This is a genomic window from Halomonas sp. BL6, from assembly GCF_006228115.1.
GTDB lineage: Bacteria > Pseudomonadota > Gammaproteobacteria > Pseudomonadales > Halomonadaceae > Vreelandella > Vreelandella piezotolerans.
Genome location: NZ_VDGL01000008.1, coordinates 132,887 through 146,930, shown reverse-complemented (window position 1 = coordinate 146,930; position 14,044 = coordinate 132,887). Strand labels below are relative to the sequence as shown.

Below are 14,044 nucleotides of genomic sequence, written 5' to 3'. Positions count from 1 at the left end.
CCGATGCTCTTCAGGAACGATAATGAATGTGAACGTAACCAGGTCGCTCATACTCGGCCTACTGCTGGTCAGCCCACCACTGATGGCGCAACCCGTGCTGGAGGAGCCACTGGCCGAGACGGCCGCCTTGCCCGCTTCCTCTCTGGATGGCCCGGCGTTTTCGCCCGAGCTCCAAGAGCTCCTCGATCGCTTTCGATGGCAAGCCAGTGAGGCGACAGGCAGTTCTATGGCGCTGATCGCGTTACGTGAAAAAATTCAGCAAGCCATCGAGCAGCAGCCCGGCATTCTGGCTCAGCGCTCTCGAGAGCGGGAATCCGTGCTGCGCATTGACGAAGTGCGCGCGGTGCGCCGCCCGCAGGTGAACGCAGGCCTCGAGTACCGCAACGACCTCCAGCGTACTGAATCACTGCCCGATCGCGGCTCGCGCGTCGATGCCGTGGTCACGCTGAGCCAGCTACTGCTGGATTTCGGCGCGAGTCGCGAACGCGTTCGCGCCGCCGATCTCAGCGCAGAAGCGGCGTTTTGGCAGTCCCAGTCTAGCGTTGAAGAGGAAGTCCTCTACGCGGTGAACGCTTACCTGGATGTGGCCCGCTTGACCGCCCAGCGCCAGCTGGCCGAGCATAATCTTGAGCAGCATCAGCGTATTTTTGAAGACGTGAGCCTACGCCGTGAGGCGGGCGCAGGCTCACGCGCCGACGTTCTGCGCGCGCAGAGCCGCTTGAGCGACGCCGAATCACGCTTGGTCACACTGGAGGGCGAGCTGGCCCGAGCGATCAACGTGTATCAGGAAGCGTTTTTCTCCACGCCGGATGTATTGGCGTTGCCCCAGGGTGCCGCGCTATTGAGCGATGCCAACGCAGACCGCCTGTTGGACAGAGCGCTGGCGCAAAACGCCGCGCTGCGCAGCCAAACGCTCACCAGTGAAGCCAGCGATGCCGAGGCCCAGGCCACCCGTAATGCCCGCCTGCCCAGCCTAAGCGTGGCGGTCGAGGGCCGTCAGTTCGATGTGAACGATTTCAACGAATCCGATAACGACGTCGCGCTGCTTTTCAACGTCGACTACACCCCCTACAGCGGCGGAGCCACCTCCTCGCGGGTTGCTCAAGCGGTCGAACGCCAGCAGCAGAGCCAGTACGAGCAGCAAGCGCTGCGCCGTGAGTTAGAGCGCGAAGTCCGCTCGGCCTACACCGATACCCGCACCCGACGTGCGGAGCTGGAAGCGCAAACCGACACGCTCGCCGCCGAAGAGGAGGCCCTACTGGCCTATCGCGACCAGTTTGCCGTTGGCCGCAGCAGCATCAATGACTTGCTCGACGCCCAGCGCGACCTATTTCAAACCGCGCTGGAGCTGATCAACCGCCGGGTGCGCTGGGAGCAGGCCGCTTTCCAGCAGCTCGCGGTCACTGGTGAACTGCTGGATGTGATGGAGATTCACCTTGAACGCCGCTAACCCTTATCAGGACGATCTAGAGCAGTGCTTGACCTTCGTGGCCGCCCATCTAGCGCTGCCCGTTTCCGAAGCCGCCGTGCGTGCTCACCGAGTAGGCAACGAATCCCCACTGACACCCGATGGCTTCATTGATGCCGCCGAACGCCATGGTATGGTCGCCGCACTGGGCGAGCATCCTCTCGCCACGCTGGGTAACTCCTTGCTGCCTGCAGTGGCGCTGCTGAAAAATGGCCGCGCGGTGGTCCTCATCGAGCGTATCGATGACGATCGCTTCGCGCTGTTTGATCCGGCCCTAGGTAAACAGCCCGTCGAAACCCATGTAAGCGCCCTGGAAGAGGCGTATATCGGCCACCTGATTGCCGTACGCGCCCGCTACCGTCCGGTCAGTTTGAATAGCGAACCGGCCATTCAAGGCGGCCACTGGTTCTGGAGTGCGCTCTCCTCGAATCGCTGGGTGTATACCCAAGTGGTGATTGCCGCCGCGCTCACCAACTTTTTAGGCCTGGCCACGTCGCTGTTCATCATGGTGGTGTATGACCGCGTACTACCCAATGAAGCGGTTGAATCGCTGGTGGCGCTCACCATCGGTGTGAGTATCGCCCTGCTGTTCGATTTTGCGGTAAAAACCCTGCGCCAGCTGTTTATCGAACGGGCTGGCCAGGAGGCGGACTTGCGTATGGGTCGACGTATCTTTGATCACGTGCTCAACCTGCAAATGAGCGCCAAGCGCGGCTCCACCGGCGGCTTTGCCAATACCCTCAGAGAGTTCGAGACACTGCGCGATTTCTTCGCCTCGGCGTCGCTGGTCGCCATCGTCGATTTACCGTTCATCCTGCTATTCATTGGCGTGATTTATCTGATCGGCGGGCCGCTGGCCCTCATCCCGATGATCGCCGTTCCCCTCGTATTGCTGATCGGCATCGCCGTTCAGCCGTTTCTCAAACGTCTTTCTGGTCAAGCCTTTGAAGAGAGCCGCTCCAAGCAGGGCGTGTTGATCGAGGCCGTTGCTGGCTTGGAGACCATCAAGGCCAGCGGCGCAGCACCGATGATTCGCAAACGTTGGGAAGAGAGCGTGCACCAGCAGTCGACCGTAGGGCGTCAAGGTCGCGCGATTCAGCAGTTCGCCCTCAACGCCACCGCCTTTGCCCAGCAGGCCGCCCAAGTGAGCATCGTGGTGTACGGGGTCTTTCTGGTGGGCGCTGGCACGATCTCCATGGGGGCCATGATTGCCTGCGTCATTCTCACTGGGCGCGCGCTGGCGCCGCTGGCACAGCTGGCGCAAACCATGACCCGCATCAACCAAGCGCGTACCTCCTACCGCGCGCTCGACCAGCTGATGAACATGCCCTCCGAGCGCCCGGCAGGCCGCCACTACCTCAGCCGTCCCACGCTGGAAGGCAAGCTGCGCCTGCAGGACGTCAGCTTCCGCTACCCCGAGCAAACCACCGCTGCGCTGGCGAATATCAACCTGACCATCGAGCCCGGCGAGAAAGTCGCCCTGCTTGGCCGCGTCGGCTCCGGCAAGAGTACGCTGGCACGTCTGCTGCTGGGCATTTACCCACCGGAACAGGGTGCCGTGCTGGTCGACGATACCGACCTTCGCCAAATCGACCCTGCGGATTTACGCCACAACATTGGCAGCGTTCTACAAGAAGCCTGGCTCTTCTCCGGCACCGTGCGGCAAAACATTGCCATTGGAGCCCACCACCCCACCGATGAGCAGATTCTCAACGCCGCGAAACTTGCCGGAGCCCATGACTTCATTGCCCGCCACCCGAAAGGCTACGACATGCCGATTGGCGAGCGCGGCGAGGGACTTTCCGGCGGTCAGCGCCAGCTGATCTGTCTGGCCAGAGCCCTGCTGGGCGCGCCGCCCATTCTACTGATGGATGAGCCCACCAGCGCCATGGACATCCAAACCGAAAAAGAGGTCATTGCGCGCTTGAAAGCCGCGAGCACAGCACAAACGCTGGTGGTGGTCACCCACCGTACCAGCCTGTTGGAGCTGGTGGATCGCGTGGTCATTCTCGACCAGGGACAGATCGTGGCCGATGGCCCCAAAGCTCAGGTCATGCGCCCTGTGGAAGCCGCCCCCCACCGTTCGCGCGAAGGAACCACTCAGTGAATCGTCCTACTTCTCAACTGGATTTCGAGCACTTCGTACGTCACGGACGTGCCAAGCGCCCCATCGGCAGTAGCCTGCTACTGCTCACGATCATCGCCTTTCTGCTGATTGGTTTCATTTGGGCGTATCTCACGGAAGTCGATGAAGTCACCCGCGGCCAGGGCAAAGTCGTGCCCTCACGCAGCTTGCAAGTGGTCGAAAGTCTGGAGGGCGGCGTGGTCACGGAGATCAACGTGCGCCGGGGCGATACGGTCGCCCAAGGCGATACGCTCATGGTGCTCAGCGGTGGTACGCTCGAGGGTGACTACGAGGAAAGCCTCCAGCGCCTACGTTCGCTCCAGCTGCGTATCCAGCGCTTAGAGGCCGAAATCAACCAGACGCCGCTGGCGCTGGATGACGCTCTGAGCCAAGCCGCCCCCAGCGTGGCCGCCAGTGAAACGCGGCTTTTCCATGGCCGCCAACTAGAGCTAAACGCAGAGCTACAGGTGCTGGAGCAGCAGGGCTACCAGCGACGCCAAGAGACAGCGGAGCTGGAAGCCGCCCTTAGCACGGCACGCTCAGGCGTCCAGCTAGCCGAACAGGAGCTGGCGATCATCCAACCGCTGGCCCAGCGCGGCATCGAACCGGAAACCTCGCTACTGCGGGTACGCCAATCACTCAACGAACTGCGGGGTGAAGTGGCCCGCCAGCAGAGCGCGGTGGCGCGCGCCGAGGCGTCCATTGCGGAAATCGAAGATCGTAAAGTGGCGGCACGCAACGCCTTCGAGGCCGATGCGTTAGCCCAGCTGGCCGAAGCGACCTCCCACGTCGCCGAGCTGCAAAAAACCCTGCCGGGGCGTGCGGACCAAGTCGCCCGCACCACGATTCGCTCGCCGGTAGACGGCGTGGTCAATCAAGTCCATATCAGTACGGTGGGCGGCGTGGCAGGCTCTGGCGAGCCGCTGGTGGAAGTAGTGCCCGCCGACGATGCGCTGGTGGTAGAAGCCCATATTCGTCCGTCCGATATCGCCTTTCTCTACCCCGGCCAGCCGGTCAAAGTAAAATTGACCGCCTACGATTTTGCCCGCTACGGCGGCTTGGACGGCGAGTTGGTCACCATCGCCGCCGACGCGTTAGAAATGCCGGAAAGCGGCGAGCTGATGTACCCCGTGGAAGTGCGTACCGACGGTTATCTCTACGACGCCGATAACCAGCCGTTGGATATCATGCCCGGCATGGTGGCAGAGATCGACATTCTCAGCGGCAAGCGCAGCGTGTTGGATTACCTGATGGAGCCGGTGGTAAAAGTTCGCGACCGCGCCCTGCGAGACTGATCACCGCATCGAGCGCCCATACGAGCAAAGCGCAACGCCCCTGACGAGCGCAGGGCGTTCGCGCTATACTTGCCACCATTTTTTGCAAGCCGTGAGCCGACTCTCCATGGAAAAGACCTACCAACCCGAACAGATCGAAACCCGCTGGTACGAACGCTGGGAAGCCGATAACCGCTTCGCCCCATCTGGCCGCGGCAAGCCCTTTTCGATCATGATTCCGCCGCCCAACGTCACCGGCAGCCTACATATGGGCCACGCGTTCCAGGACACCATCATGGATACCCTGACGCGCTGGAAGCGGATGCAGGGCAACAACACCCTGTGGCAGGTAGGCACCGACCACGCCGGGATAGCCACCCAGATGCTGGTCGAGCGCAAGGTCGCCGCCGAAGAGGGCAAGACCCGTCATGACCTCGGCCGCGAGGCGTTCATCGAAAAAGTGTGGGAGTGGAAGGAAGAGTCCGGCGGCCACATTACCCGACAGCTGCGCCGCATGGGCGCCAGCGTCGACTGGAGCCGTGAGCGCTTCACCATGGACGACGGCTTCTATAAAGCGGTTCAAGAAGTCTTCGTGCGCCTGCATGAAGAGAAGCTGATCTATCGCGGCAAGCGCTTGGTGAACTGGGACCCGACCCTGCACACCGCCATTTCCGACCTGGAAGTGGAAAACAAAGAGCAGCAGGGCAGCTTCTGGCACTTCCGCTACCCGCTGGCCGACGGCGTCAAGACCGACGACGGCAAGGATTACGTGGTGGTCGCCACCACCCGCCCGGAAACCCTGCTGGGCGATACCGGCGTGGCCGTCAACCCGGAGGATGCGCGCTATGCTTCCCTGGTCGGCAAGTTCATCGAGCTGCCGCTGGTAGGCCGCCGTATCCCCATCGTGGCGGACGAGCACGCCGATATGGAGAAAGGCTCCGGCTGCGTGAAGATCACTCCGGCCCACGACTTCAACGACTACGAAGTCGGCAAGCGCCAGAACCATCTGCTGATCAACGTATTCACCAAAGATGCAACGATCCTCGAGCAGGCGGAAATCTTCGACCTGAAAGGTCAGCCGCAGCCCGATGAAGACGCCACCCTGCCGGCCAAATACGCGGGCTTGGATCGTTTCGAAGCGCGCAAGCAGATCGTCGCCGACATGGAGGCCCTCGGCCTGCTGGTACAGGTAGAGAGCGTCAACAACACCCTGCCCTACGGCGACCGCTCCGGCGATGTCATCGAGCCGCTGCTGACCGACCAGTGGTTCGTGGCCGTGGAGAGCCTCGCCAAACCCGCCATCGAAGCGGTGGAGAAAGGCGACATTCAGTTCGTGCCGAAGAACTACGAGAACATGTACTTCGCCTGGATGCGCGACCTACAGGACTGGTGTATTTCTCGCCAGCTTTGGTGGGGCCACCGCATTCCGGCTTGGTACGACGCCGACGGCAACGTGTATGTGGCTCGCAGTGAAGAGGAAGCCCGCGAGAAGCATGGCCTGGGCGCTGACGTGGCGCTGACCCAGGACGAAGACGTGCTGGACACCTGGTTCAGCTCGGGCCTATGGACGTTTGGCACCCTGGGCTGGCCGGAAAAAACCCCGGAGCTGGAAACCTTCCACCCCTCCAGCGTGCTGGTGACGGGTTTCGACATCATCTTCTTCTGGGTCGCCCGGATGATCATGATGACGCTGAAATTTACCGGTGAAGTTCCCTTCAAGACCGTCTACGTCCACGGCCTGGTGCGCGATGGCCAGGGCCAGAAGATGTCCAAATCCAAGGGCAACGTGCTGGACCCCATCGACCTGATCGATGGCATAACGCTGGATGACCTGCTGGAAAAACGCACCGGCAACATGATGCAGCCCCAAAAGGCCAAGGCGATTGCCAAAGCCACCAAAGAAGAGTTCAAAGACGGTATCGAAGCGCACGGCACCGATGCACTGCGCTTTACCTTCTTATCGCAAGCCACTACCGGTCGCGATATCAAGTTCGATATGAACCGCCTGGATGGCTATCGCAACTTCTGTAACAAGCTCTGGAACGCCTCACGCTACGTGCTAATGAACGCCGAAGGCGAGGACTGTGGCGCCTTGGGAGAGGAAGTGGAGCTCTCGCTGGCGGACCGCTGGATCATCTCCCAGCTACAGAAAACCGAAGCGCAGGTCACCAAAGCCATGGACGAGTACCGCTTCGACCACGCGTCCCAGGCGCTTTACGAGTTCGTCTGGAACGAGTACTGCGACTGGTACCTGGAGCTTTCCAAGCCGGTCCTCTGGGACGAGGCGGCCAGCGATAGAGCCAAACGCGGCACCCGCCGCACCCTGGTGCGGGTACTGGAAACCATTCTGCGCCTGGCCCACCCGATGATGCCCTACATTTCGGAAGAGATCTGGCAGCGGGTGGCTCCCCTGACGGGCACCTACATGGGCGACGGCGCCTCCATCATGCACCAGGCGTGGCCGGAAGCCGACGATAGCAAGATCGACGAGCAGGCCACCCGCGACATCGAATGGCTGAAAGGCGTGATCATCGCCGTGCGCAACATCCGCGCTGAGATGAACATCGCCCCTGGTAAGCCGCTGGACGTGCTGCTGACCAAAGGCAAGCCCGAGGACGCCGAGCGCCTGGAGCAGAACCGCCGCTTCCTGGCCAAGCTGGCGAAACTGGAAAGCGTGACGTGGCTGGCCAACCCAGAAGACGCCCCTCTTTCGGCCACCCAGCTGGTCGGCGATATGGAAGTGTTGGTACCGATGGCAGACCTGATCGATAAAGACGCGGAGCTTGCCCGCCTCGCCAAAGAGATCGAGAAGCAGGATAAGCTCATCGGCGGTATCGAGAAGAAACTGGGCAACGAAGGTTTCATTGCCAAAGCCCCCGACGCCGTGATCGAGAAAGAGCGCGGCAAACTGGCAGAGTACCAGTCCGCCAAAAAGTTGTTGGAAGAGCAGCAAGCGAAGATTGCCGCGATGTAATCCCCCGCTCATGACAGTCTCACAACGGCACCTACTGGGTGCCGTTGTCGTATCTACATCGCCTTTTTCACGCGACGACCTGCATGGCCATCGTTTTTTATGACGAACCGTGTAAGGTTAAACGTCATGCTGTCACTGACTGACAGTCGCACGCGTCGACCATTCATGACATGACCTCTCGTCAATCACACGGAACGCTTTATGCCGACACTCTCTGAGGCGCGCCTGAAGGCATTGGGCAGTACGCTGCAGCAAGCAAAGATCGACTACCTTTCGCTGACGCCCATGGCGGATACGGGCCTAGCCCACGACCACGTGTGGATCCACCGAGACGCCGATGACTGGGTGGCTCGGCTGCCCAAACAGAGCCAGATGAATCTGCCGCCAGAAGAGAACTTGGCCTATCAAGCCGCCTGCTATGAACGGGCCAGCCAAGGCGGACATACGCCTGGGTTGCAGGGCGTACTACCGCCCAGCGAGTCGCTACCACGCGGCGCGCTGCTGGTCGAGGCAATTCGCGGGCGCTTGGCCGAACTTCCCCAGGACCTGCCTGCCATTGCCGACACCCTCGCCAGCCTGCACCGCCAGCCGCTGCCTCGCCACCGCCCGCCGTTACTGGCCCCTACAGCCCCTTGGCAAGCCATGGTGGAAGAAGTGTCTCTGCAGGCAAAATGGCTCGACGACGCCCAGCTTCCCAGCAGCATTCATCTGCGTATTCAACAGGAGCTGGATTTACTGCCCAGCACGCTGGATGACGCCGCCGCTACGCTGATCAGCTTCGATACCCACCCCGGCAATTTTTTGGTCACGGACGAGGGGCGCGCCATACTCGTCGATCTCGAAAAATGCCGCTACGGACTGCCGGGCATCGATTTAGCCCATACCTCACTCTACACCTCGACCACCTGGGACCTTAACAGCCAGGCGGTGCTCAGCTTGGACGAGGTCATTGCGTTCTATCGCCGCTGGCAGACGGCCATGGCCGCCACGCCTGATATCGTGCTTCCCAGCGTGAATACGCTAATTGCCTGTCGGCGCGCGACGTGGCTATGGTCGCTGACGTGGTGTGCCAAGTGGCGCGCTCAGCACCTGCAACGCCAGGATAGCGAGCGCCGGGGAGAGGATTGGTCGGCGGAGCTCACCGATGCCGCCGTGATCGACCACGTGCGCGACCGCGTGGAACACTACCTCTCACTGCCCACTATCGACCATGTTCACAGTGAACTTCAGTGCCTACAAACCGCTCTATAACCAACTGATTTGATGAGGTGTGCGATGAAACCACGCTCTGCTCTGGCCACCGCCGTGGCGTTTGCTCTGATAAGCCTAGCCGCGCCTGCGGTTGCCACGCCCGACCCGCAAGAGTGGGAGAGCGTACTGGACGCCGCCGACGGCCAAACCGTGTACTGGAATGCCTGGGGCGGCGATGCGCGCACCAATCGCTATATTGCCTGGGTCGCAGAGCAGATGCAGGAGAGCTACGGCGTTCGCGTAGAGCACGTGAAGCTCGACGATACCAGCAGCGCCGTGGCGCGGGTGCTGGGTGAGCAGCAGGCGGGCAACGACAGCGATGGCAGCATCGACTTGATTTGGATCAACGGCGAAAACTTCGCCGCCATGCGTGAGCAAGACTTGCTGTTTGGGCCTTTTGCAGAATCGCTGCCGAACTTCGCTCTTACCTATCCTGACGAGAATCCCGAAGTCGTCACCGACTTCACTCTACCCACCGAGGGTTATGAGTCCCCCTGGGGCAAGGCGCAAATCACCTTCTACTACGACAGCGCCCAAACCGATACGCCGCCCCAAAGCATCGAGGAATTACTCACCTGGGCCAGAGCGAATCCTGGACAGTTCAGCTATCCGCGTATCCCCGACTTTACCGGCAGTACGTTCCTAAAACAGGCGCTGATCGAGCTCACCGACCAAGCTGACGCGCTCTATGCCCCTGTCGACGAGACCACGTTCGAAGAGATCACCGCGCCGCTGTGGGCCTACTTGGACGAATTGCACCCACATCTGTGGCGCAGTGGACGCAGCTTTCCCGATTCCGGCCCCAACCTTCGCACGCTGATGAGCGACGGTGAGCTTAGCCTGGCTTTCTCGTTCTACCCCACCGACGCTGCCGTAGCGGTGATGGAGTATGAACTGCCGCAAAGCGTGCGCAGCTACGTACTCGAAGGCGGCACCCTGGGCAACGTGCACTTCGTAGCCATTCCCTACAACTCGCCGCATAAAGCGGGCGCGATGGCGCTAGCCAACTTCTTACTCTCCCCGGAAGCGCAGGCCCAGAAGCAGTCGCTCAGCATGTGGGGCGACCGCAGCGTGCTGGCCATTCAGCAGCTCGAGCCAAGCGACCAGGCACTCTTCGAGCAGGGTGACCACCATCCCTCGGCGCTGCCGGTCGATGCGCTATCCAACACCCTCGCAGAACCCCATCCCAGCTGGATGAACGCCCTACAGGATGCTTGGCTCGAGCGTTACGGTGTCAACTAAGCGCACTCCTCCTCGTCGCGTGCGACTCACTGAACCATGCTACGGCTAGCGCCGATCGTGATCATTGCCCTGCTGGTGATGCCCGTCACCGCGGGGCTTGGCATGGTACTACTGCCCGCCTTTGGCTACTTGCCGGTACTGGGGAGCGATCAGGCCAACCTCTTTGCTTGGCAAATGCTGTTCGCACAGCCGGGGCTTGGCCGCTCGGTGGCGGTGAGTTTTGCCAGCGGCCTGGCCAGTACGGCGTTAGCGCTGCTCATCGTCGTGCTGTTTTTAGCTGCCAGCCAAGGCACTTGGCTGGACCGCAGCCTGCGCCGGTTAGTGTCACCTTTGCTGGCGATTCCCCACGCGGCGGTGGCGTTTGGCTTTGCTTTTCTAATTGCGCCTTCTGGGCTGATGGCACGACTGATCTCCCCGTGGCTCTCCGGCTGGGAGGCGCCCCCCGATGCGCTGATCGTCAACGATCCGTGGGGACTTGCGCTCACGCTTGGCCTCGTCTTGAAGGAAGCGCCCTTTCTGCTGCTAATGAGCCTCGCGGCACTGCCTCAGCTCCAGGCCGAGCAGCGCCTGCGGCTGGCACGATCGTTGGGCTACTCGCCCACGGTTGCCTGGCTCAAAGGGGTGCTGCCGTCGCTCTATCCACTCATCCGCCTGCCGGTGTATGCAGTGATTGCTTATGCGACTTCCGTGGTGGACATGGCGCTGATATTGGGTCCACGCTTGCCGCCCACCTTGAGCGTCTCGATTCTTGGTTGGTTTAGCGACCCCGACCTCACCCGTCGCTTCATGGCGTCGGCGGCGGCAGTACTGCAGCTGGGCGTAACGCTGGCCGCGCTGCTGAGCTGGTGGCTGTTGGAGCAGCTGGCCCGCAGGCTGGGCCAGCGCTGGTTGATCAATGGCGAGCGCACGCGGGGAGACGCCGCCGTTCGTGTGTTCGGACGCGTAGGGCTTGCTCTGGCAAGCGCCGCCGCGCTGGCCTCGCTGGCGGGGCTTGGGCTCTTCTCGGTGGCCGGGTTTTGGCGTTTTCCTGAGCTGCTGCCGCAGTCGCTTACCGTCGACCACTGGCAGCGCAGTGTCAGCATGCTGGCTGGCCCACTGACCCATACCGCACTCATTGCCCTACTTTCGACCGGCGTGGCGGCCGTGCTGGTCGTCGCCACGCTCGAAAACGAGCAGCGCCAGCAGCGTCACCCTACTCGCTCGCTCTGGCTGCTCTATTTACCGCTTTTAGTCCCGCAAATCGCATTTTTATACGGTTTGGTGGTGGCCGCCGAGCGCCTGGGCATTCGCCCCCAACTGGCGCTGGTGGTAGCGGGCCACCTGCTGTTCGTATTGCCTTATGTGTATCTTTCGCTGGCGGAAGCCTATCGCCGCTTGGATCCGCGCTGGCTCTACATGGCCCAATCATTAGGCGTTTCTCGCCGCCGGACGTTTTGGCGCGTGCGGCTACCGCTCCTGCTTGCCCCACTGCTCACCGCCGCAGCGGTGGGCTTGGCGGTGAGTATTGGTCAATATTTACCCACCCAACTATTAGGCGCAGGCAGAGTCCCAACGGTGACCACCGAAGCCGTGGCGCTGGCCTCCGGGGGAAACCGCCGCTTAATCGGCGTATGGGCGCTGGTGCAAGCGGGCCTGCCGCTCGTCGGCTTTATGGTCGCCGTCGCCTTGCCAAGGTGGCTAGGCGCTCCAAGACACACGCCTCTTAACGTTAAACGCCAAGGTTAAGACGCCCTGTGGATAAGGAACCTCATGAATAACGCTGCCAACGCCCTGACCCTCGAGCAAGTAAGCATTCACTTAGCTGAACGCCTGCTGTTGACAGTCGATGCAACGGTGGCCCCCGGCGACGTGCTCACCGTGATGGGTCCCTCGGGTTCTGGTAAATCGACGCTGCTAGCGTTTATCGCCGGTTTTTTACCCAACACGTTCACCGCCCAGGGGCGGGTTCGCCTTGGGGGTACCAACATACTACGCCTGCCCGCCGAGCAGCGCGGCGTGGGGTTACTGTTTCAAGACCCGTTGCTGTTTCCCCATTTGAGCGTCGGCGGAAACCTGCGCTTTGGCCTGCCCCGTAGAAGCCCGCAGAAAGGTGCTCAGATTGCCAAGGCGCTCGACCAGGTAGGGCTTGCAGGGTTTGAAGCCCGCGATCCGGCCACGCTTTCCGGCGGGCAGCAGGCTAGGGTGGCATTGATGCGGCTGCTGCTCTCCCAACCCCGCGCCGTATTACTGGACGAACCCTTCTCCAAGCTGGATACGACCCTACGCCAAGAGATGCGCGCGCTGGTCTTCAGTCAACTGCGGGAAGCGGGCCTACCCGCTCTACTCGTCACCCATGACGACGCCGATGCCACCGCCGCAGGAGGACCGATCATTGCCCTTGGCTGATCCGCACCCTACGCCTTTGTCACTGAGTATCATCATTCCCATGCTCAATGAAGCAGCCGGTATTCAGGCAACGCTCACGCGGCTACAGCTGCTGCGCGCCTCAGGCGTTGAACTCATCGTCGTGGATGGCGGCAGCACCGATGCCAGCGTGGCCTTGGCCGCGCCACTTGCCGATACGGTCCTGAAGAGTGAACCTGGGCGCGCACGTCAGATGAACCTGGGGGCGCAACACGCCCGCGGCCTGGCATTGCTCTTTCTGCATGCCGATACTCGACTACCGCCCGACAAAGAGCAGCGTGCGGTGACGAATCTACAGCAGGCGCTTGCCCAACACGCCTGGGGGCGGTTCGATATTCAGCTCGCGGGCAAAAGCCGCTGGCTGCCAGTGGTCGCGAGCTTGATGAACCTACGCTCGCGACTCAGTGGTATCGCCACCGGTGACCAGGGCATCTTTGTGCGCCGGGACACGTTTTTCGCACTGGGCGGCTTTCCCGATCAGCCGCTGATGGAGGACATCGAACTCAGCAAACGGCTGAAGGCCCATTCATCCCCCGCCTGCCTGCGCCAGAAGGTGATAAGCTCGGGCAGGCGCTGGGACGAGTTCGGCGCTTGGCCCACCATTCGCCTGATGTGGCGGCTACGCTACCGCTACTGGCGCGGTGTCAGCGCCACGCAATTGGCTAAGGAGTACCGCGATGCACGTTAAGCCCGCCGCGCCCCACCTGCACCTGCTGGCCAAAGCACCGCTGCCGGGGCAGGCCAAAACGCGTCTGATCCCCTGCTTGGGCGCACAGGGCGCCGCCGACGCCCACGCTGCCATGGTGCGTCACTGTGTAGCCACCGGCTGCGAAGCGCTGGGGGCGGAGAACGTCACGCTGTGGACCTCGTTAGATCACCGTCACCCGCTTTTTTTAGAGCTTCAGGCCCAACACGGTATTGCCCTGGCCGCCCAGCAGCAGGGCGACGTGGGCAGGCGCGTTCGCCATGCGCTGAACAGTACCGACGGCCCTGCGATGGTAATGGGCACCGACTGCCCCAGCATTACCCATGCCATGCTAAAGCGCTGCCGAGCCGCCTTGAGCACCTTTGCCATCGTGATTCTTCCGGCCGAGGATGGCGGTTACGGACTGATTGGCAGCCACCAGGACTATCCCGGCCTGTTTGCAGACATTCCCTGGGGCACCGAACGGGTATTGAGCGTGACCCAAGCGCGCCTAGCAACGCTGGGACTGGAAGCGGCCTATCCGGATACCATGTGGGACATCGACCGCCCCGAAGATTGGCAGCGCTGGCAGCGGCAGCGCCACGCCAACGTGTAAGGAACC

Annotated in this window: 10 protein-coding genes; all 10 read left to right on the top strand. The window is 61.8% G+C overall.

Translation table 11 applies throughout. The features are described 5' to 3' along the window. The first annotated feature begins 22 nt into the window (after positions 1 to 22). Positions 23 to 1,450 (top strand): TolC family protein, encoded by a 1,428-nt coding sequence (locus FHJ80_RS16145; RefSeq protein WP_139528353.1) that lies wholly within the window; start codon positions 23 to 25, stop codon positions 1,448 to 1,450. Continuing rightward, positions 1,437 to 3,575 (top strand): type I secretion system permease/ATPase, encoded by a 2,139-nt coding sequence (locus tag FHJ80_RS16140; RefSeq protein WP_139528352.1) that lies wholly within the window; start codon positions 1,437 to 1,439, stop codon positions 3,573 to 3,575. Before FHJ80_RS16145 ends, FHJ80_RS16140 begins: the two co-directional genes overlap by 14 nt. Continuing rightward, positions 3,572 to 4,888, top strand: a complete 1,317-nt coding sequence (locus tag FHJ80_RS16135; protein ID WP_139528351.1) for an HlyD family type I secretion periplasmic adaptor subunit — start codon at positions 3,572 to 3,574, stop codon at positions 4,886 to 4,888. The genes FHJ80_RS16140 and FHJ80_RS16135 overlap by 4 nt, the downstream gene beginning before the upstream one ends. 106 nt (positions 4,889 to 4,994) lie before the next feature. Further along, positions 4,995 to 7,841, top strand: a complete 2,847-nt coding sequence (locus FHJ80_RS16130) for a valine--tRNA ligase (protein WP_139528350.1) — start codon at positions 4,995 to 4,997, stop codon at positions 7,839 to 7,841. 201 nt (positions 7,842 to 8,042) lie between these two features. Next, positions 8,043 to 9,092 carry an aminoglycoside phosphotransferase family protein gene (locus FHJ80_RS16125; protein WP_139528349.1) on the top strand — a complete coding sequence of 350 codons (1,050 nt, stop codon included), beginning with the start codon at positions 8,043 to 8,045 and terminating at the stop codon, positions 9,090 to 9,092. Positions 9,093 to 9,116: 24 nt separating this feature from the next. Further along, on the top strand, positions 9,117 to 10,334 hold the full coding sequence (locus FHJ80_RS16120) for an ABC transporter substrate-binding protein (protein ID WP_139528348.1): 1,218 nt from the start codon (positions 9,117 to 9,119) through the stop codon (positions 10,332 to 10,334). 36 nt (positions 10,335 to 10,370) lie between these two features. Beyond that, positions 10,371 to 12,059 (top strand): ABC transporter permease, encoded by a 1,689-nt coding sequence (locus tag FHJ80_RS16115; RefSeq protein ID WP_139528347.1) that lies wholly within the window; start codon positions 10,371 to 10,373, stop codon positions 12,057 to 12,059. Positions 12,060 to 12,083: 24 nt separating this feature from the next. Next, the gene (locus FHJ80_RS16110) at positions 12,084 to 12,719 is read left to right on the top strand and encodes an ATP-binding cassette domain-containing protein (protein WP_139528346.1); all 636 of its coding nucleotides are present in this window, start codon (positions 12,084 to 12,086) and stop codon (positions 12,717 to 12,719) included. Next, positions 12,706 to 13,425, top strand: a complete 720-nt coding sequence (locus FHJ80_RS16105; RefSeq protein WP_255303978.1) for a TIGR04283 family arsenosugar biosynthesis glycosyltransferase — start codon at positions 12,706 to 12,708, stop codon at positions 13,423 to 13,425. Before FHJ80_RS16110 ends, FHJ80_RS16105 begins: the two co-directional genes overlap by 14 nt. Continuing rightward, positions 13,415 to 14,038, top strand: a complete 624-nt coding sequence (locus FHJ80_RS16100) for a TIGR04282 family arsenosugar biosynthesis glycosyltransferase (protein WP_139528344.1) — start codon at positions 13,415 to 13,417, stop codon at positions 14,036 to 14,038. The genes FHJ80_RS16105 and FHJ80_RS16100 overlap by 11 nt, the downstream gene beginning before the upstream one ends. Positions 14,039 to 14,044: the final 6 nt, after the last annotated feature.

Excerpts from the sequence above, each read along its gene's own strand:
- FHJ80_RS16145 (WP_139528353.1), top strand. The coding sequence starts at position 23 with ATGAATGTGAACGTAACCAGGTCGCTCATACTCGGCCTACTGCTGGTC.
- FHJ80_RS16130 (WP_139528350.1), top strand. The coding sequence starts at position 4,995 with ATGGAAAAGACCTACCAACCCGAACAGATCGAAACCCGCTGGTACGAA.
- FHJ80_RS16125 (WP_139528349.1), top strand. The coding sequence starts at position 8,043 with ATGCCGACACTCTCTGAGGCGCGCCTGAAGGCATTGGGCAGTACGCTG.
- FHJ80_RS16120 (WP_139528348.1), top strand. The coding sequence starts at position 9,117 with ATGAAACCACGCTCTGCTCTGGCCACCGCCGTGGCGTTTGCTCTGATA.
- FHJ80_RS16115 (WP_139528347.1), top strand. The coding sequence starts at position 10,371 with ATGCTACGGCTAGCGCCGATCGTGATCATTGCCCTGCTGGTGATGCCC.
- FHJ80_RS16110 (WP_139528346.1), top strand. The coding sequence starts at position 12,084 with ATGAATAACGCTGCCAACGCCCTGACCCTCGAGCAAGTAAGCATTCAC.
- FHJ80_RS16100 (WP_139528344.1), top strand. The coding sequence starts at position 13,415 with ATGCACGTTAAGCCCGCCGCGCCCCACCTGCACCTGCTGGCCAAAGCA.